This is a genomic window from Streptomyces sp. NPDC048612 (genome assembly GCF_043199295.1).
Taxonomy (GTDB): Bacteria; Actinomycetota; Actinomycetes; order Streptomycetales; family Streptomycetaceae; genus Streptomyces.
This window is the reverse complement of the sequence record NZ_JBICVV010000031.1, coordinates 35,981-53,595: the sequence shown is the minus strand read 5'-3', so window position 1 is coordinate 53,595 and position 17,615 is coordinate 35,981. Positions and strand designations below refer to the sequence as shown.

The following is a 17,615-nucleotide window of genomic DNA, read 5'->3' as shown; positions in this document are numbered from 1 at the left end:
TTGTTCTCCTTCAGCCGCGTACGGCGGCGATGGATGCGGCGAGGGCGGTGGGTACGTCGGGGACGAGGGTGTGCACACCGTCCCGGACGATCTGCCGGCCGCCGACGATGGTGTGGCGTACGTCCGCCGCGGAGGCGGCGAATACGGCCGTTTCGGCGGCCAGCCGGGGCAGTGGTCCGGCGGTGCGTACGGAGTCCAGTGCGATCGTGGTGAGGTCGGCGAGCGCACCGGCCTCCAGGGTGCCGGCGTCGTCCCAGCCCAGGGCGGCGTGACCGTCGGCGGTCGCGGCGCGCAGCAGGGCGGCGGCCGTCCAGTGCCCGCGGGTGCGGGTGCGCAGCCGTTCGTCGAGCTCCATGGCGCGGGCCTCTTCGAGCAGGTCGATGACGGCGTGGCTGTCGCTGCCGAGGGAGAGCGGGCTGCCGCTGCCCTGGAGCCGGGCGGCGGGGCCGATGCCGTCGGCGAGGTCGCGTTCGGTGGTGGGGCACATGCACACGCCCGTGTGGGAGCCGCCGAGCAGCGTGATGTCCTCGTCGGTGAGGTGGGTGGCGTGCACGGCGGTGGTGCGCGGGCCCAGCACTCCGTGGTCGGCCAGCAGCCGCGTGGGGGTGACGCCGTGGGCCTCGCGGCAGGCGTCGTTCTCGGCGGTCTGCTCCGAGAGGTGGACGTGCAGGGGGGCCTGCCGTGCGCGGGCCCAGTCCGCGACGGTGCCGAGCTGCCCGGCGGGGACCGCGCGTACGGAGTGGACGGCGGCGCCGATGCGGGCGTGTGCGCGCTCCTTGAGTCCCTCGGCGCGCTGGGCCCAGTCGTCGGCGGTGCCGTCGGAGAACCGCAGCTGGTGGTGGTTGGGCGGGGCGCCGAAACCGGCCGAGAGATAGGCGGTGTCGAGGAGGGTGATGCGGATACCGGCCTCGTCGGCGGCGGCGAGCAGCGCCTCGCCCATGGCGTTGGGGTCGCTGTAGCGGGTGCCGCCCGGCGCGTGGTGCAGGTAGTGGAACTCGCCGACGCAGGTGATGCCGGCCAGCGCCATCTCGGCGTAGGCGGCGCGGGCGAGGGCGAAGTAGGTGTCGGGGGTGAGCCGGTCGGCGACGCTGTACATGACCTCGCGCCAGGTCCAGAAGGTGCCGGTGCCGACCTGGACGGCGCCGCGCAAGGCGCGGTGGAAGGCGTGCGAGTGGGCGTTGGCGAGACCGGGGAGGGTCAGGCCGCGCAGCGCGGTGGCGCCGGGCGGCGGGGTGTCCGCCCCGGTGCGGACGGCGGTGATCCGCCCGTCCGCGGTGTCCACGGCCACGCCCGGCTCGACGTGGGTGCCGAGCCAGGCGTGTTCGAGCCAGTACGTCGTCGGTGTTGCCTGCGTCGTCAGCGGCACGCCAGCCCCTCCAGTACGTCGGCGAGTGCGGTGACCCCGGCGACGCAGTCGTCCTCCTCCGCCGCTTCGGCGGGTGAGTGGGAGACCCCGGTGGGGTTGCGGACGAACAGCATCGCGGTGGGGACGGTGCCGGACAAAATACCGGCGTCGTGCCCGGCACCGGTGCCCAGGACCGGCACGGGCCGCTCCGCCGTCTTGCCGAGGATCGCGCTCAGCTCGTCCCGCAGGGCGTGCTGGAACTCCACGACGGGCGTGAAGGATTCACGGACGACGGTCAGGTCCACCCCGTCGCGGGCGGCGCGCTCGGCGGCGGCCCGCTCGATCCCGGTGATCACGGTGTCGAGGGTGTCCTGGTCGGCGGCGCGGGAGTCCAGCCAGCCGCGGACCAGCGAGGGGATGGCGTTGACGCCGTTCGGCTCCACGCTGATCTTCCCGAAGGTGGCCAGGGCCCCGGCCAGCCGGGCCTGCTCGCGGGCGGCGAGCACGGTCGCGGCGTAGCTGAGCATCGGGTCGCGGCGGTCCTCCAGGCGGGTGGTGCCGGCGTGGTTGGCCTCGCCGTGGAAGTCGAACCGCCAGCGGCCGTGCGGCCAGATCGCGGAGGCGATGCCGACCGGGTCGTCGGAAAGGTCCAGGGCGCGGCCCTGCTCGACGTGGAGTTCGACGAACGCGCCGATCCGGGCGAGCCGTTCGGGGTCCGGGCCGATGGCTTCCGGGTCGTATCCGGCGCGCTCCATGGCCTGCGGGAGGGTGATGCCGTCGCCGTCGCGCAGCCGGTGCGCGGCCTCGGTGGTCAGCGCCCCGGCGGCGAGCCGGGAGCCGACGCAGGCCAGGCCGAAGCGGGCGCCTTCCTCGTCGCCGAAGTTGACGATCGCCAGGGGCTTGCCGAACTCCGCTCCCCTCCGGCGGAGTTCGTCGAGCGCGGCGAAGGAGGAGACGACGCCCAGCGGGCCGTCGAAGGCGCCGCCGTCCGGTACGGAGTCCAGGTGGGAGCCGGTGACGACGGCGTCGCCGGGGGCCACGTCCCGGTAGCCGGTGGCGCCGAGCCAGGCCCACTGGTTGCCGTTGCGGTCCAGCTCGTAGGCGAGCCCGCGGGCCTCGGCCTGGGCCCGGAACCACGCGCGGCAGTCGGCGTCGGCGCCGGTCCAGGCGTAGCGGCGGTAGCCCCCGGAGGAGGAGTCGCGGCCCAGCGGCCGCAGCTCCTGCCACATCTCGTGGAACGAGGCGGTCACGCGTCCCCGCCTTCGCGCATCGGGATGCGGACGCCGCGCTCGGCGGCCACCTCGTCGGCGCGCTCGTAGCCCGCGTCGACGTGCCGGATGACGCCCATGCCAGGGTCGTTGGTGAGGACCCGGCGGATCTTCTCGCCGGCCAGCGGGGTGCCGTCGGCGACGGTGACCTGGCCGGCGTGGATCGAGCGGCCCATGCCGACGCCGCCGCCGTGGTGCAGGGAGACCCAGGAGGCTCCGGAGGCGACGTTGACCATTGCGTTGAGCAGCGGCCAGTCGGCGATCGCGTCCGAGCCGTCCTTCATGGCCTCGGTCTCGCGGTAGGGCGAGGCGACGGAGCCGCAGTCGAGGTGGTCGCGGCCGATGGCCAGCGGGGCGCGCAGGGTGCCGTCGGCGACCATCTCGTTGAAGCGCTCACCGGCCTTGTCGCGCTCGCCGTAGCCGAGCCAGCAGATGCGGGCGGGCAGGCCCTGGAAGTGGACCCGTTCGCCGGCCAGTTTGATCCAGCGGGCCAGCGACTCGTTCTCGGGGAAGAGGTCCAGGATCGCCTTGTCGGTCGCGGCGATGTCCCGGGCGTCGCCGGACAGCGCGGCCCAGCGGAACGGCCCCTTGCCCTCGGCGAACAGTGGCCGGATGTAGGCGGGGACGAAGCCGGGGAAGGCAAAGGCCCGCTCGTATCCGGCGAGTTGGGCCTCGCCGCGGATCGAGTTGCCGTAGTCGAAGACCTCGGCACCGGCGTCCATGAAGCCGACCATGGCCTCGACGTGCCGGGCCATGGACTCGCGGGCCCGCTGGGTGAAGTCGGCGGGCTTCTCGGCGGCGTAGGCGGCCATGTCGTCGAAGTCGATGCCGACGGGCAGGTAGGCCAGCGGGTCGTGGGCGCTGGTCTGGTCGGTGACGATGTCGATCGGCGCGCCCTCGGCGAGCATCTGCGGCAGCAGCTCCGCGGCATTGCCGAGCAGCCCGATGGAGAGCGGCTTGCGCCGGTCGCGGGCCTCGACGGCGAGTTCGAGGGCGTGCTTGAGGCTGTCGGCCTTGACGTCCAGGTAGCGGTGCTCGATCCGGCGCTCGATGGCGCGCGGGTCGACGTCGATGCAGATCGCGACGCCGTCGTTCATGGTGACGGCGAGCGGCTGGGCGCCGCCCATGCCGCCGAGGCCGGCGGTGAGGGTGATCGTCCCGGCGAGGGTGCCGCCGAACTTCTTCGCCGCGACGGCGGCGAAGGTCTCGTAGGTGCCCTGGAGGATGCCCTGGGTGCCGATGTAGATCCACGAACCGGCGGTCATCTGCCCGTACATGGTGAGGCCGAGGGCCTCCAGGCGGCGGAACTCCTCCCAGTTGGCCCAGTCGCCGACGAGGTTGGAGTTGGCGATGAGCACCCGCGGCGCCCATTCGTGGGTCTGCATCACGCCGACCGGGCGGCCGGACTGGACGAGCATCGTCTCGTCCTGCTTGAGCGTGGTGAGCGTGCGCACCATCGCGTCGAAGGAGCGCCAGTCACGCGCGGCCTTGCCCGTGCCGCCGTAGACGACGAGCTGGTCCGGGTGTTCGGCCACCTCCGGATCGAGGTTGTTCTGCAGCATGCGCAGCGCGGCTTCCTGCTGCCATCCCCGAGCACTCAGCTCCGTACCGCGCGGTGCCCGCACGGGTCGCGGTCCCGACATGGGCCGTGCCTCCCTGACGTCGAATGGATTGAGCTATTCACATCTTGGGGTTACTGAATAGCGCTAGTCAACAGGACGCGGCGCGCCGCTCACGGCGAGCCGCACGAACCGGCCAACCGGCCGCGGTTTCGACTTGCCTGCCGGGAAAGTCTGCGCTAACTTTCCTATCAGGCAAGTAAACGGGGTACAGCTCGACCGCCTTGGGGAGGCGATGGCCATGTCCACGACCGTGGATGCCGAACAGGCCTGGCAGGATCTACAGCGCATCCGGGTCCCGCAGGAGCGGGTCTACGACGAGATCGAGAGAACCGCCCAGGGCGACACCGGGGCGACGCAGGCCACCGCGGCACTCATGTGGGTGTTCCTGGCCGTTTCCGGACTGGATATTCCCCGCTGGGCGTTCTGGCTGGCACTGACCGCCTACGTCGCCGTACTGGGCACCCTGGGCGTGGTGTTCAACCGCCGGACGCGGATGCGGCTGCACCGCTCGCGCCACAGCTGGCGTTCGTTCGCGACCTTCTTCGCCGGCATGGCGGTGACCCTCGTGGCCATCCTGCTCTCCGGCCGACTGGTCGAGTGGCTGGCGCTGCCGTTCGGCAGCCTGATCCAGGCCACCCTCTCGGCGGGCACCTTCCTGCTCTTCGTCGGACCGGCGAACCGCTGGGCGGTCAGCACACTCCGCGACCGGGGCGAAAGAACGATCTACGCAAAGGCATCCCGATGAGTACCCCGAGTGGTTTCGACGAACTGATCCACCCCTCCACCCGGCTGTCCGTGGTGGCACTGCTCGCCGCCACGGAATGGGCCGACTTCCCCTTCATCCGCGACAGCCTCTCGCTCAGCGACTCGGCGCTCTCCAAGCAGCTGCACACGCTGGAAGAGGCCGGATATCTGGAGATCCACAAGGAGGGCGGCGGCCGCAAACGCCGCACCAAGGTGCGGCTGACGAGCCGCGGCCGGACCGCCTTCGAGGGCCATGTGGCCGCCCTCCGCGCCATCGTCGAGGGCGCGGGGCCCACCCCGGCTCCGGAGTCCGCAGCGGCGACACCGACCGGCACACCACACCAGCAACCACACGCAAAGGCGGGCCGATGACGACAACCGAACACCCGCCCGTAGGCCCGGCCACGACGGCCGGGGCCCCCACGGGCCCGACCGCACCCGGCCAGTCCGTGATCCGTACGAGCGGCCTGCAGATGTCGTACGGCAGCTCCCACATCCTGCACGGCATCGATCTGGACATCCGCCGGGGCGAGATCTTCGCGCTGCTCGGCCCCAACGGTGCGGGGAAGACCACCACGGTCGAGATCCTGGAGGGCTTCCGCCAGCGGTCGGCCGGCGAGGTCAGCGTCCTGGGCACGGACCCGGCGCACGGCGGGGACGCCTGGCGCGGCCGGATCGGACTGGTCCTGCAGTCCTGGCGCGACCACCGCCGCTGGCAGGTCGCCGAGCTGCTGAGGCACTTCGCCACCTACCACCCGCATCCGCGCGACCCGGACGAGCTGCTCTCCGTGGTGGGCCTCACCGAGCAGGCCGGCCGGCAGGTGGGCCAGCTGTCCGGTGGCCAGCGCCGCCGTCTGGACGTCGCACTCGCCATCGTGGGCCGCCCCGAACTCCTCTTCCTGGACGAGCCGACCACCGGTTTCGACCCCGAGGCCCGGCGCCACTTCCACGACCTGGTCGAACGGCTCGCCCGTGACGAGGGCGTCACCGTCCTGCTCACCACTCACGACCTGTTCGAGGCCGAGCGGCTGGCCGACCGGATAGCGATGCTGGTCAACGGCCGAATCCGGGTCTGCGGCACCCCGTCGGAACTGTCCCGGAGGGCCGCCGCGCAGGCGGAGGTCCGCTGGACGGCGGCCGACGGCACCGCCCGTCGTGAACGCTCCTCGGACCCGTCCCAGCTGGTCTGGGAACTCCATCAGGAGACGGGTGGACCGGTCGCCGGTCTGGAGGTGCGCCGCCCGACGCTGGAGGACACCTATCTGCACATGGTCCACCAGCACGCCAAGGACGGAGCCGAGGCCGGAATCCCGGGCGCCCAAGAGGCCGGGGCCCCGGACGGAAGGAAGCGAGCCGCATGAGGGGGACCGAAGTGACTGACACGACAGCGGCGACGGGCACGGTCGAGCGGACCGGCACCACGCACACCACACACGCGGCGGGCGCCACCGGCCCGTCCCACACCGGCGGGACGGCGCCCGGCGCCTCCGCACCCCGCACCCGCCGCCGCACCTGGCGCGCCGGTGTGCTGCGGGGCGGGATCGAGCTGCGGCATCTCCTGCGTAATCCCAAGGAGTTGAGCGGCCATCTGGTCAATGTGGTCGTCGCGCTGGTGATCGCCGGTTATGTGGACTCCAAGGTGCCCGGCACCGACATCCCGATGTCCCATCTGACGCTCTCGGGCTTCGCCGCCTATCTGCTGGTCCAGATCGGTCTGGTCAACCTCCCGCAGATCATGGTGACCGAGCGCGAGGAGGGCGCCCTGCTGCGGCTGCGCGCCACCCCCGGCGGCATCCCGGCCTATCTCGTCGCCAAGTCGGTGATGGTGGTCGCGATGGCACTCGGGACGCTGGTCCTCCTGCTGGGAGCCGCCGCCCTGGTGGCGGACGGGCCGCTGCCCCACGGGCCGGAAGGCTGGCTGACGCTGCTGTGGGTCAGTGCTCTCGGGCTGCTCGCCGTCGTACCCCTGGGAGCGGCGCTCGGCGCCGTGCTGCCCAACCCGCGTGAGGCGATTGCGCTGATCATGCTGCCGGTGATGGCGCTGCTGATGACCTCGGGGGCGATGTTCCCGCTCTCCACGCTGCCCGAGATGGTTCAGAAGATCGCCTCCGTCTTCCCGCTCAAGTGGCTGGCCCAGGGTCTGCGCTCCTCCCTGCTGCCGGACGCCGCACGGGCCGCGGAACCAGCCGGTTCCTGGGAGCTGCCGACGGTGGCCCTGATACTCACCGCCTGGGCCGTCCTCGGCTTCCTCCTCGCCGTGCCGCTCCTGCGCCGCGCCGCCCGCCGCGAGTCGGGCTCCCGCCTCACCGAACGCCAGGGCAAGGCGGGGCTGAGCGGAGGCTCGGCGACCTGAGAGGGAGGGCGTCCCGAGCAGCGCCCGGATCGTCCCCACCCCAGCAGATGCCTCCGGCCCGCCCCCGGGGCCGGAGGCATCGGGGGCGGGACCGAGGCAGCGGGGGCGAGCCCGAGGCAGCGGGGGCGGGCCCGAGGCATCCGGGGTGGTTCGACGCCCTGAGGGTGGCGGCATCCGGGGCCGGGCGGGCCGGGGACGTGGGTCAGCGGCGGCCTGACCAGCGCATTCGATGTCCATTGGCGTGACACCCCCACCCAATGATGGAGTTGTCCCATGAGCTTCACGGACCGAGACCGTGCCGTAGAGACCGCCATCGCACAGGGCCTGGTGGGGCCCGGCGAGCCCGTTGCCGGGCTGCTGGACATCGCCGGAATCCGCCGCTCGGCACGTGAACTCCGTGCCGCGTTCGAGGAGTTCACCGCACCGGACACCCCGGTCCTGCACGCCTTCGCGGTGAAGGCCGCCTCGCTCGTCCCCGTCCTGCGGCTGCTCGCGGAGGAGGGGCTCGGCTGCGAGGTGGCCAGCCCCGGCGAGCTGGCGCTGGCCCGTGCCGCCGGGGTGCCGGTCGCCCGGACCGTGCTGGACTCGCCCGCCAAGACCCACGCCGAGCTGCGCGAGGCGCTGGCCCTCGGGATCGCCGTCAACGCCGACAACCCCGAGGAACTGGCGCGGATCGACGCGCTGATGTCCTCCGCGCCGAGCACCGCGCCCATCGGCCTGCGGGTCAACCCGCAGATCGGCGGCGGCAGCATCGGGGCGATGAGCACCGCCACCGACACCTCCAAGTTCGGTGTCGGGCTGCGCGACGAGGGCGCCCGCGAGTGGGTGATACGGGCCGTCCTCGACCGTCCGTGGCTGACCCGGCTGCACGCCCACGTCGGCTCCCAGGGCATGCCGCTGGAGCTGATGACCTCGGGCGTGGAGGCCCTGTTCCTCCTGGCCGAGGAGATCAACGAGCGGGCCGGGCGACGCCAGATCGACACCCTCGACATCGGCGGCGGCCTGCCGGTGAACTTCTCGTCGGACACCCAGACCCCGACCTACCGCGAGTACGCGGCGCGGCTCCACGCCGCCGTCCCCGGCCTGCTGTCCGGACGCTACGGCCTGGTCACCGAGTTCGGCCGCTCACTGCTGGCCAAGCACGGCACGGTCCTCGCCCGCGTCGAGTACGCGAAGTCGGCCGGCGGCCGGCCGATCGCGGTCACCCACGCCGGGGCCCAGGTCGCCACCCGTACCGTCTTCGTCCCCGGGGCCTGGCCGATCCGCGTGGGCGCCTACGACGCCGAGGGGCGCCCCAAGACGGGTGATCCGGTCGCCCAGGACATCGCGGGGCCGTGCTGCTTCGCGGGGGACCTGGTCGCCGAGAACCGTCCGCTGCCCCTCCTGGAGTCCGGCGATCACGCCGCCCTCCTGGACACCGGCGCGTACTACTTCTCCACGCACTTCGCCTACAACTCCCTCCCCCGCCCCGGGATTTACGGCTACGCACCGGACGCGGACGGCACGATCCGCTTCGCGACCATCCGCACCCCGCAGACCCTGGAGGACCTCACCGCGGAAAGCGGCGCCGCCCACACGGAGTCCCTCCGCGGCCTCGGCCGGGCGTAGCCGAACGGGACCGACGAGGCCGCACAGCCTCGGCCGGTCCCACGGTCACCGCCACCGCCCCTCAGCCCCCGGCCCGCGCGCCACCGGCCCGCGGACCTCCAGCCCGTGCGTGCCCCGCCCGCGCCCCGCCCGGCCGCGCGTCCCCCGCCGCGGGTCCCGTCAGTACGTAGCCATGGACCTCCGTGCCCGCCGGGCCGCCATGGCGGGCGGCCTCGGGGCGGACCCACAGGAGGGCCTCGTTACGGCGTTCCCAGCGGCCCAGCCACCGGGCCTTGCCCCACAGTCCGAGCGCGGCGCCCGCCATCAGCAGACCGCCGGCCGTCGGCAGCACGGCCGACGAGGCGACCGCCGCCAGGAAGGCGAGCAGCAGGCGCCGGCGGTGCGCCCGTCGCCAGACCCGGAGGGTGACCGCCCGGTCCTGGAGGATGACGGCCTTCCCGGCCCGTGCCGCGCCGCTCGCCAGCGCCGTGTACCGGCCGCGCCGGGCGATGAACGCCACGAGCGCCGCGCCCACGAACAGCACCGCCCCGACCGCGGCTCCGGCCGTCCGGCCGGTCAGCCCCGGCACCAGCGCCCCGACCCCCGCGGCCAACAGCCCCGGCCACCACAGCCAGCCGGCCGGTGCCCGTAGCATCACCGCCACCCGCGCCAGCGCATACACCCCACGCCCCACGACAGACCTCCTCGCCCCGAGACCGCTACGCCCTGCCCGCCCGGCAGCCGTCCGGGAGGTCCCGGAGCTGACGGCCCCCGGCGACGGGCGCACCTGTACCGGCGGCGGATCGTAACCAGCCCCGATGAGGATTCCCTGAGACGGCGGGGAGCACAGCGACCTGCCGAGGCGAGGAGGGAGCGGGGAAGGTGTGGGGAGGGCAGGCGGAGGGCGCTATGACGTGCGGGCGCCACCGGAACGAGTGACGCCGCCCGGCCCGTCACGCCACAAGCAACGCGGCCGACACCACGGACATCACGGCTCCCGGCACGGGCAGCTTCCGCCCACACCCCGCAGAGCCCAGGAACCGCCCCGGCTCACTCCACGAACAGCCCCCGTGCCGCCGCCCTCGCGTCGAATTCCTCCAGGCGGGCCTGGGCGTCCGGCAGTGCGTCGCACATCGCCTCCAGGAGGACGCGGCCCAGCAGCATGGGCGCGCAGGCCGTGTCGAAGGCCAGGCCGGTGCCGACGGGTGCCGGGAGGAGGAGGTCGGTGTGGTGGGCGACGGGGGCGAAGGCGCTGTCGGCGACGGTGACGACGGTCAGGCCGGCCGTGCGGGCGTACTCCAGCGCGTCGACGACCTCGCGGGGGTGGCGGGGCAGCGCGAAGCAGAGCAGGGCGCTCGCCCCGGCGCGTACGGCGGCGTCGATGCGGTCGGTGAGCAGGGTGCCGCCCTCGTCCAGCAGCCGGACGTCGGGGTGCACCTTGCGGGCGAAGTAGCTGAAGCCGGCGGCCTGGGCGGTGGCGGCGCGCAGGCCGAGGACGGGGAGCGGGCGGGAGGCGGCGAAGAGGCGGCCGGCCTCGATCACCGGCGACGGGTCGGCGAGGGCGGCGGCGAGATGGCGGAGGTTGTCGATCTCGGCCTGCACGGCCTGCTGGTACTCGTTGGCGGAGCCGGCGTCGGCGGGCTTGTCCGCGGGGGCGACCTCGCGGAGATGACGGCGGAGCGCCGGGTAGCCGTCGAAGCCGAGGGCGACGGCGAAGCGGGTGACGGACGGCTGGCTGACACCGGCCAGTTCGGCCAGTTCGACGCTGGAGAGGAAGGGCGCGTCGGCGGCCCGGCGCACCATGCAGTGGGCGATCCGGCGCTGGGTGGGGGTCAGCCGGTGGCCCTCGAACAGCTTCTGGAGCCGGGCGGCGGTGCCGGTTTCCCCACCGGAGCCCACCCCGGAGCCAGACCCGGAATCCACACCGGACTCCGCCCCGGCAACCGCACCCGCACCCGTCGCAGCCCCTGTCCCGGCACCCGTCCCGGAGTCCGGGCCCACGGCGCCCCGCGAGCCCCGTGCGCTCCGCGTCGTCCCGGCCTCGTCCCGCGGCCCGTCACCGGCCGCGCCGCCGATACCGCCGCCGTTGTCCCCGTCCCCGCTCATCGCCTCTGCTTCCCGGCCCGGTCGGGGCCTTGTCCTGTGTCGACCGACTGTACGGAATTCCTGGCCCGCTCCGGTCCGCGTACGCGACACGATCCGGCCGCACGGCACCACCCCGGCCACCGGCAGCCCCACCGGACACCGGCCACCCCCACCGCCATACGCCCCCACCGGAACGCCGAGCACCGCGCCCCCGCCGCCGTACACAAACACCCGGGGCACGAGTAGCCCCACCGAACTCCCCCTCACACCCCCGCCAGCCTCTCCAGCACCCCCATCGCCACCCCCACGTCATCGGTCAGCGGGCGGTCCTCCATGCGCGGATCAAGGACCTCGGCGGCAAGGTGGTAAGCCGTGGCCAACGGGAGGCCCGGGTCCGGTTCGAGGGATCGCAGGCGCAGGGCGCGTATGGCGGCGACGAGTTCGCAGGCGAGGATCTGGCGGTAGTAGGTGCAGGCGCGCAGGGCCTGGCGGGCGCCGAGGGAGGCGAAGCTGGCCTGTTCCTCGACGCCGCGGGAGAGCACGGCGTGGCCGAGCGAGGCCGGGTGGGAGACCGCGCGCATCTCGCCGAGCGCCGCGCCGGCCGCGTACTCCAGGATCATCACGCCGGAGCTGGCGGGCGCCGCGTCGCCGAGGAACGGCCGCAGCCGGGTGAGGTCGGGCTCGGAGAGCGCGGCGAGCCGGGCGGTGGACAGCCGGGCGGTCTGGAGCACGGCCAGCCGGAAGGTGTCCAGGGCGAGCGCGGCGTGGGCGGCGTAGAAGTTGCCGTGGTGGTAGGCGGCCTGGTCCTCGATGCTGATGAGCGGGTTCTCGGCGGCGGCGTTCACCTCGACGGTCAGCACCCGGTCCAGGGTGTCGGCGGCGTCCAGCGCCGGGCCGTGGATCTGCGGGAGGCAGCGGAAGCCGTACGGGTCCTGGATGCGGCCGAGGGGCGGGGTGGGGCGGGGCGGGATGCCGGAGAGGGTGCGCAGCCGGGTGGCGGCGGCCGCTGAGCCGGGGTGCGGGCGGGCGAGCACGACCGGTTCGGCGAAGGGTTCGGCGGAGCCGCCGACCGCGAGCAGGGAGAGCGCGGCGACCGGGAGCGAGGCGGCCAGCAGCCGGCGCAGCTCGTCGAGGGCGAGCGCGGACTGGCCGAAGGTGAGGGCGTTGCTGCTGATCAGGGCAAGGGCGTCGTTGTTGTCGAGGGCGAGGGGGGCGGGGGCCCGGCCGCCGGGCGCACAGTGCCAGGGGTGTTCGCCGGCCAGGGCGAGGCCGGTCTGGGCGAGCGCGGCCAGGTCGCCGGTGCCGACGGCGCCGTGTTCGTTGACGACGGGGTGGGCGCCGCTGTCCAGGGCGTCGAGGAGCGCGGTGATGACGGCGGGGTTCAGGCCCGCGCCGCCCGCCAGCAGCTGGTTGGCGCGTACCGCGAGCATGGCCCGCACCTCGCGGCCGGGCAGCGGGTCGCCGATGGCACCGGCGTGACTGCGCAGCAGCCGCAGTCCGTGGTCGGCGCCGGCGGCCCCGACGTCCTCCGTGCGGTTGGCGCCGACGCCGGTGCTGCGCCCGTAGACCCGGCCGGTGGCGGCGAGACGGCGGGCGGTTTCCCAGGACTGCTCGGCGCGGGCGTAGGCCTTGGGGTCGGGTGGCGCGGGGTGTGCGGTGCGGTCGGCGAGGGCGGCGACATCGGTGGTGCGCAGGGCGCTGCCGTCCAGTGTCACGCGTCGGCCGTTGTCCAGCATGTGAGAAACCAAGGGGCTCAACTCCCTCATTTAACGCGCTTTGTGGCCGGAAGTCCGACACCTCGTTCCGTACGGTGACCCGAAGCAACGGGCGGGGTACCGGGCGATCCCCCACCACCTATTGACTTCTATTCACGCGCCTAAGACTCTGCATGACCATATGCAGGCCGGGCAAGGGGCAGCGGATGATCAAGTTCGACGCAGTCAGCAAGCGATACCCGAACGGCACCACCGCCGTGGACGAGCTGTCCCTGGACCTCCCCGAGGGCGGTGTCACCGTCCTCGTCGGCTCGTCGGGCTGCGGGAAGACGACTACCCTGCGGATGGTCAACCGCATGGTCGAGCCGACGTCCGGCACGGTCAGCGTCGGCGGCCGTGACATCCGGCGGGCGGACGCCGCCGAGCTGCGCCGCGGCATCGGCTACGTCATCCAGCAGTCCGGCCTCTTCCCTCACCGTACGGTCCTGGACAACATCGCGACCGTCCCGCTGCTGCTGGGCTGGGGACGGCGCAAGGCCCGCGCCCGCGCCGCCGAGCTGCTGGAGCGGGTCGGCCTGCCCGCCGACGCCGGCAAGCGCTACCCGCACCAGCTCTCCGGCGGCCAGCAGCAGCGGGTCGGCGTGGCCCGTGCGCTCGCCGCCGACCCGCCCGTGCTCCTGATGGACGAGCCGTTCGGTGCGGTCGACCCGGTCGTCCGCACCCAGCTGCAGAACGAGCTGCTGCGGCTCCAGGAGGAGCTGCGCAAGACCGTCGTCTTCGTCACCCACGACATCGACGAGGCGGTCCGGCTGGGCGACCGGATCGCGGTCTTCCGCACCGGCGGCCGGCTGGTCCAGTGCGCCGAGCCCGCCGAACTGCTGGCCCGCCCGGCCGATGACTTCGTCGCGGACTTCCTGGGCGCCGAGCGCGGGCTGAAGCTGCTCTCCCTCACCACCCTCGCGGACGTCCCCTCCGCGCCCGGCCGGGAGATACGCGCGGACGAGCCGGTCGGCGCGATATCCCGCGACGGCAACCGCTGGCGCCTGGTGACCTCCCCGCGCGGCAAGCCGCTGGGCTGGCTGGACACCGACGCGCTGCCCTCCGGCGGCACGGCAGGCGAGGCCCCCCTGGAGGCCGTCCGGCCGCTGCGCGACACCGACTCGCTGCTCTCCGCGCTCAACGAGGCGGTCTCCTCCCCCGCCGCCGCGGTCGCCCGGATCTCCGCCGACGGCGTGCTGACCGGCCTCACCTCGCGCGACGCCATCCACGACCGGGCGGGCCGCAGCCACACGGAGGCGGGCCGGGCGGCGGCCGCCAAGAAGTCCGCCGCGCAGTCCCCCCAGGAGCCCGCGCCCGAGCCGCCCGCCTCCGGGGACACCGGCGGCGGCGCGTCCCCCGAGGCCGACGCCGCCCCGGAGCGCTCCGCATGACCATCGAATGGGGCTGGTTCCCCGACCACGCCGACGAGCTGGCCCGGCTCACCGCCGACCACCTCGCCACCGCCGTCCCCGCGGTCCTCCTCGGCCTGCTGATCGCGCTGCCGCTGGCGGTCCTGGCGCACCGCGTACGGCCGCTGCGCGGCTTCGTGCTCGGCGCCTCCAACATCCTCTACACCATCCCCTCCCTGGCCTTCTTCGTCCTGCTGCTGCCGGTCACCGGCCTCACCCGCACCACCGCGATCACCGGCCTGACCGCGTACACCCTGGTCGTGCTGGTGCGGAACACCGTCGAGGGGCTGGACGCGGTCCCGGCCAAGGCCCGCGAGGCCGCCGAGGCGATGGGGACCCGGCCGCTGCGCACCCTGCTCACCGTCGAGCTGCCGCTCGCCCTCCCCGTGATCATGGCGGGCGTACGGGTCGCCACCGTGATGTCCATCTCCCTGGTCAGCGTGGCCAGTTACATCGGCTACGGCGGCCTCGGCCAGCTCTTCACCGACGGCTTCCAGCGCAACTACCCCACCCCGGTCGTCGCCGGTGTGGCCCTGACCCTGCTGCTCGCCCTGGTCGCCGACGCGCTGCTGGTGACCGTCCAGTGGCTGTGCACCCCCTGGCGGCGCGGCACCTCCCGGCAGCGCACCTCTCTGTGGCGGAAGGCAGCGTGACGCGCCGATGCTCGAACTCCTGAAGAACCTCGCCGCCTGGCTGACCAGTCCGGCCCAGTGGTCCGGCCCCGAGGGCATCGCCGTCCGCGTCATGGAGCACCTGGAGTACTCGGTGCTGGCCACCCTCGCAGCGGCCGTGATCGCCCTGCCGGTCGGCCTGCTCATCGGGCACACCGGCCGGGGCGCGTTCCTCGCCGTCAACCTCGCCTCGTTCGGCCGGGCGCTGCCCACCGTCGGCCTGGTCACCCTGGTGTTCCTGGCGGGCGGGCTGAGCGTCTGGCCGGTGTACGTGTCCCTGGTCGCGCTCGCCGTGCCGGTGATCATCACCAACACGTACGCGGGCATGGCCGCCGTCGACCCCGAGGTCAGGGACGCCGCCAAGGGCGTGGGGCTGCGCGGCCGCCAGGTCCTCTGGCAGGTCGAACTCCCGCTCGCGCTCCCGCTGATCATGACCGGCATCCGGCTGGCAACCGTGCAGGTCGTCGCCACCGCCACCATCGCCGCCTACGTCAGCTTCGGCGGGCTGGGCCGCTACGTCTTCGACGGCCTGGCGCAGCGCGACCTGGTGCAGGTCCTCGGGGGCGCGGCGCTGGTCGCCGTGCTCGCCGTCGCCGCCGACCTGGCGCTGAGCGGTCTGACCCGGCTGCTGTTCCGCGGCCGCCCGGCCGCCGCCCGCTGAGCACCGCGCCGCCCGCCGGGCACCGCCGCCCCGTCCCTCCGTCCCGAGGAGTCCCGCCCATGAACCGCCGTACCGTCCTGACCACGCTCCTCGCCGGCGCCTCGGCCCCGCTGCTGGCCGCCTGCTCCTCCGGCATCACCTCCCTCAAGGGCAACGGCGTGGGCGGTGACAGCGGCAGCAGCAGCGGCGGACTGACCATCGGCACCGCCAACTTCACCGAGAACCAGATCCTCGGTTACCTCTACGCGGGCGTGCTGAACGCCGCCGGGGTGAAGACCACCGTCAAGCCCAACCTCGGCTCCCGCGAGATCGTGGTCCCCGCCCTGCGGTCCGGCGATATCGATCTGCTCCCCGAGTACCAGGGCAGCCTGCTGCTCTACCTGGACAAGCACGCCACCGAGACCGAGGCGGGCGCGATGCAGAACGCGCTGGCCACCGTGCTGCCCAACGGCCTCGAAGTCCTCCCGTACGCCGCCGCCGAGGACCGCGACAGCTTCGCCGTGACCCGGGAGACCGCCGACCGCTACGGGCTGAAGACGCTCGACGACCTGCGCAAGGCCGACGGCGAGCTGGTCTTCGGCGCCGCCGCCGAGATGAAGAAGCGGGTGGTCGGGCTGGTCGGCCTCAAGGAGAAGTACGGCGTGGAGTTCAAGGAGTTCAAGGCGCTGGACTCCTCCGGTCCGCTGGTCAAGGGCGCCCTGAAGAAGGGCGACATCGACGTCGCCAACGTCTTCACCACCGACGTCGACACCGCGGCGAACGGCTGGGTCCTGCTCGCCGACCCCAAGCAGCTGATCCCGGCCCAGCACATCGTCCCGCTGATCGCCGCCCGCAAGGCCGACTCCAGGGTCCGCAAGGCGCTCGCCCGCCTCGGCAACACCCTCACCACCCCGCAGCTCACCGAACTCAACCGCCTCGTCGACAAGGAGAAGCGCGACCCGGACCGGGTGGCCGAGGCCTGGCTCAGGAAGCAGAAGCTGAGCTGACCCCGGTGCCGTCGTAGCGGGGCGGCAGTCCGAAGAGCGGGAACAGCCGCTCGGTGTCCAGGAAGCACTGGAGCGCGGTGACCCGGCCGTCCGCCGCCTCGATGACCTGGATCGCCCAGGGCGTGCCGTCCGCGCGGTACTGCCCGAACGCCGCCCGGCCGTTCGCCCGGACCGGCACCAGACGCGAGCCCTCGCAGCCGCCGCCCGGCCCGAGCAGCCACTTCAGGATGTCGCCGCGGCCGTGCAGCCACAGTGCGTACGGCGGCATGGACAGCGTGGAGTCCTCGTGCAACACGGCCGTGAGCGCGTCCATGTCGAACCGTTCGAAGGCGTCGACATAGCGCCGCAGCAGCGCCTCCTGGGCCTCGTCCAGCGGCTGCCGCGGGGCGTCGGCGGCGCCGTCACCGGACGCGGCGAGGGTGGCGCGGGCGCGCTGGAGCGCGCTGTTGACCGAGGCGACCGAGCTTCCCAGCAGCTCGGCGACCTCGCTCGCCGACCAGCTCAGCACCTCCCGCAGGATCAGCACCGCGCGCTGCCGGGGCGCCAGCCGCTGCAGCGCGGAGATGAAGGCCAGCCGGACCGACTCCCGGGCGACGGCGGTCTCCGCCGGGTCCCCGGCGGACGCCAGCACCCGCTGGTCCGGGACGGGCCCGATCCAGGTCGCCTCCGGCAGCCCCGTGCCGATCGGGGCGTCCACGCTCGACGGGGAGGCGAGGTCCATCGGCCGGGCCCGGCGCTGACTGCCCTTGAGCAGGTCCAGGCAGACGTTCGTGGCGATCCGGTAGAGCCAGGACCGCAGCGAGGAGCGCCCCTCGAACCGGTCGTAGCTCCGCCAGGCCCGCACCATGGTCTCCTGCACGGCGTCCTCGGCCTCGAACGCCGACCCCAGCATCCGGTAGCAGTAGCCGGTCAGTTCGGTACGGTGCGCCTCCAGCCGGTCCGCCGGCTCCCCCTGCGGCGCGCCCCCGTCCGCCGCCGCGCCACCACGCCGCCCGGCGGCCTCACCCGCCGCCGCGGCCTCGTCCGTCGAGGACCGTTTCATCGAGGACCCGCCCATCCGCCCGTCGGCCGACCACCGGTACACACGCCCCGACCGTACCGGAGCGCCCGGCACCAGTCTGCTCCTCACC

The 17,615-nt window shown here is 73.7% G+C and carries 16 protein-coding genes; 9 read left to right on the top strand and 7 right to left on the bottom strand.

Going from position 1 to position 17,615, the window contains the following annotated elements; all coding sequences use genetic code 11:
- Positions 1 to 10: 10 nt before the first annotated feature.
- The 3 genes from ACGFN2_RS32560 to hutU are packed head-to-tail and all read right to left on the bottom strand — an operon-like array spanning position 11 to position 4,256.
- Positions 11 to 1,366, bottom strand: a complete 1,356-nt coding sequence (locus ACGFN2_RS32560) for a formimidoylglutamate deiminase (RefSeq protein ID WP_393366334.1) — start codon at positions 1,364 to 1,366, stop codon at positions 11 to 13.
- Positions 1,357 to 2,574 carry an allantoate amidohydrolase gene (locus ACGFN2_RS32555; protein ID WP_362608893.1) on the bottom strand — a complete coding sequence of 406 codons (1,218 nt, stop codon included), beginning with the start codon at positions 2,572 to 2,574 and terminating at the stop codon, positions 1,357 to 1,359. The genes ACGFN2_RS32560 and ACGFN2_RS32555 overlap by 10 nt, the downstream gene beginning before the upstream one ends.
- A gap of 17 nt (positions 2,575 to 2,591) precedes the next feature.
- The gene (gene hutU, locus ACGFN2_RS32550; protein ID WP_362608818.1) at positions 2,592 to 4,256 is read right to left on the bottom strand and encodes a urocanate hydratase; all 1,665 of its coding nucleotides are present in this window, start codon (positions 4,254 to 4,256) and stop codon (positions 2,592 to 2,594) included.
- Positions 4,257 to 4,473: 217 nt separating this feature from the next.
- On the opposite strand from hutU, the gene ACGFN2_RS32545 reads away from it, so the two are divergent.
- From ACGFN2_RS32545 to ACGFN2_RS32525, 5 genes are all read left to right on the top strand, one after another.
- Positions 4,474 to 4,980: a hypothetical protein gene (locus ACGFN2_RS32545; RefSeq protein WP_362608820.1), complete on the top strand. Its 507-nt coding sequence runs from the start codon at positions 4,474 to 4,476 to the stop codon at positions 4,978 to 4,980.
- The gene (locus tag ACGFN2_RS32540; protein ID WP_362608821.1) at positions 4,977 to 5,351 is read left to right on the top strand and encodes a transcriptional regulator; all 375 of its coding nucleotides are present in this window, start codon (positions 4,977 to 4,979) and stop codon (positions 5,349 to 5,351) included. The genes ACGFN2_RS32545 and ACGFN2_RS32540 overlap by 4 nt, the downstream gene beginning before the upstream one ends.
- Complete coding sequence (locus ACGFN2_RS32535; protein WP_393366331.1) at positions 5,348 to 6,340, top strand: ABC transporter ATP-binding protein; 993 nt, start codon at positions 5,348 to 5,350, stop codon at positions 6,338 to 6,340. Before ACGFN2_RS32540 ends, ACGFN2_RS32535 begins: the two co-directional genes overlap by 4 nt.
- Positions 6,341 to 6,351: 11 nt before the next feature.
- Positions 6,352 to 7,332, top strand: a complete 981-nt coding sequence (locus ACGFN2_RS32530; RefSeq protein ID WP_393366329.1) for an ABC transporter permease — start codon at positions 6,352 to 6,354, stop codon at positions 7,330 to 7,332.
- 273 nt (positions 7,333 to 7,605) lie between these two features.
- Complete coding sequence (locus ACGFN2_RS32525) at positions 7,606 to 8,940, top strand: diaminopimelate decarboxylase (protein ID WP_393366327.1); 1,335 nt, start codon at positions 7,606 to 7,608, stop codon at positions 8,938 to 8,940.
- Positions 8,941 to 9,001: 61 nt separating this feature from the next.
- Here ACGFN2_RS32525 and ACGFN2_RS32520 read toward each other — a convergent pair whose 3' ends face one another.
- The 3 genes from ACGFN2_RS32520 to ACGFN2_RS32510 form a co-directional block, all read right to left on the bottom strand.
- On the bottom strand, positions 9,002 to 9,613 hold the full coding sequence (locus ACGFN2_RS32520; protein ID WP_393366325.1) for a hypothetical protein: 612 nt from the start codon (positions 9,611 to 9,613) through the stop codon (positions 9,002 to 9,004).
- 356 nt (positions 9,614 to 9,969) lie between these two features.
- Positions 9,970 to 11,025 (bottom strand): MurR/RpiR family transcriptional regulator, encoded by a 1,056-nt coding sequence (locus ACGFN2_RS32515; RefSeq protein WP_393366323.1) that lies wholly within the window; start codon positions 11,023 to 11,025, stop codon positions 9,970 to 9,972.
- A 242-nt stretch (positions 11,026 to 11,267) separates the two neighbouring features.
- Positions 11,268 to 12,740: an aromatic amino acid ammonia-lyase gene (locus ACGFN2_RS32510; protein WP_393366357.1), complete on the bottom strand. Its 1,473-nt coding sequence runs from the start codon at positions 12,738 to 12,740 to the stop codon at positions 11,268 to 11,270.
- Between the two features lie 185 nt (positions 12,741 to 12,925).
- Here ACGFN2_RS32510 and ACGFN2_RS32505 point away from each other — a divergent pair, with 185 nt between their 5' ends.
- The 4 genes from ACGFN2_RS32505 to ACGFN2_RS32490 are packed head-to-tail and all read left to right on the top strand — an operon-like array spanning position 12,926 to position 16,485.
- Positions 12,926 to 14,149, top strand: coding sequence for an ABC transporter ATP-binding protein (locus ACGFN2_RS32505; RefSeq protein WP_393366321.1), 1,224 nt, complete (start codon positions 12,926 to 12,928; stop codon positions 14,147 to 14,149).
- Complete coding sequence (locus ACGFN2_RS32500; RefSeq protein ID WP_393366319.1) at positions 14,146 to 14,820, top strand: ABC transporter permease; 675 nt, start codon at positions 14,146 to 14,148, stop codon at positions 14,818 to 14,820. The genes ACGFN2_RS32505 and ACGFN2_RS32500 overlap by 4 nt, the downstream gene beginning before the upstream one ends.
- A gap of 7 nt (positions 14,821 to 14,827) precedes the next feature.
- Complete coding sequence (locus ACGFN2_RS32495; RefSeq protein WP_393366317.1) at positions 14,828 to 15,499, top strand: ABC transporter permease; 672 nt, start codon at positions 14,828 to 14,830, stop codon at positions 15,497 to 15,499.
- Between the two features lie 59 nt (positions 15,500 to 15,558).
- Entirely contained in the window at positions 15,559 to 16,485 is a 927-nt protein-coding gene (locus tag ACGFN2_RS32490) for an ABC transporter substrate-binding protein (protein ID WP_393366315.1), read from the top strand.
- On the opposite strand, the gene ACGFN2_RS32485 is transcribed toward ACGFN2_RS32490, so the two are convergent.
- The gene (locus ACGFN2_RS32485) at positions 16,463 to 17,527 is read right to left on the bottom strand and encodes a sigma-70 family RNA polymerase sigma factor (RefSeq protein ID WP_393366355.1); all 1,065 of its coding nucleotides are present in this window, start codon (positions 17,525 to 17,527) and stop codon (positions 16,463 to 16,465) included. The two genes, ACGFN2_RS32490 and ACGFN2_RS32485, sit on opposite strands and share 23 nt — an antisense overlap.
- Between the last annotated feature and the right edge of the window lie 88 nt (positions 17,528 to 17,615).

What these genes read in the sequence shown, in the direction of transcription:
- ACGFN2_RS32555 (WP_362608893.1), bottom strand. Translation starts at nt 2,574, where the DNA reads ATGTGGCAGGAGCTGCGGCCGCTGGGCCGCGACTCCTCCTCCGGGGGC.
- hutU (WP_362608818.1), bottom strand. Translation starts at nt 4,256, where the DNA reads ATGTCGGGACCGCGACCCGTGCGGGCACCGCGCGGTACGGAGCTGAGT.
- ACGFN2_RS32545 (WP_362608820.1), top strand. Translation starts at nt 4,474, where the DNA reads ATGTCCACGACCGTGGATGCCGAACAGGCCTGGCAGGATCTACAGCGC.
- ACGFN2_RS32540 (WP_362608821.1), top strand. Translation starts at nt 4,977, where the DNA reads ATGAGTACCCCGAGTGGTTTCGACGAACTGATCCACCCCTCCACCCGG.
- ACGFN2_RS32535 (WP_393366331.1), top strand. Translation starts at nt 5,348, where the DNA reads ATGACGACAACCGAACACCCGCCCGTAGGCCCGGCCACGACGGCCGGG.
- ACGFN2_RS32525 (WP_393366327.1), top strand. Translation starts at nt 7,606, where the DNA reads ATGAGCTTCACGGACCGAGACCGTGCCGTAGAGACCGCCATCGCACAG.
- ACGFN2_RS32515 (WP_393366323.1), bottom strand. Translation starts at nt 11,025, where the DNA reads ATGAGCGGGGACGGGGACAACGGCGGCGGTATCGGCGGCGCGGCCGGT.
- ACGFN2_RS32510 (WP_393366357.1), bottom strand. Translation starts at nt 12,740, where the DNA reads ATGCTGGACAACGGCCGACGCGTGACACTGGACGGCAGCGCCCTGCGC.
- ACGFN2_RS32505 (WP_393366321.1), top strand. Translation starts at nt 12,926, where the DNA reads ATGATCAAGTTCGACGCAGTCAGCAAGCGATACCCGAACGGCACCACC.
- ACGFN2_RS32500 (WP_393366319.1), top strand. Translation starts at nt 14,146, where the DNA reads ATGACCATCGAATGGGGCTGGTTCCCCGACCACGCCGACGAGCTGGCC.
- ACGFN2_RS32495 (WP_393366317.1), top strand. Translation starts at nt 14,828, where the DNA reads ATGCTCGAACTCCTGAAGAACCTCGCCGCCTGGCTGACCAGTCCGGCC.
- ACGFN2_RS32490 (WP_393366315.1), top strand. Translation starts at nt 15,559, where the DNA reads ATGAACCGCCGTACCGTCCTGACCACGCTCCTCGCCGGCGCCTCGGCC.
- ACGFN2_RS32485 (WP_393366355.1), bottom strand. Translation starts at nt 17,527, where the DNA reads ATGAAACGGTCCTCGACGGACGAGGCCGCGGCGGCGGGTGAGGCCGCC.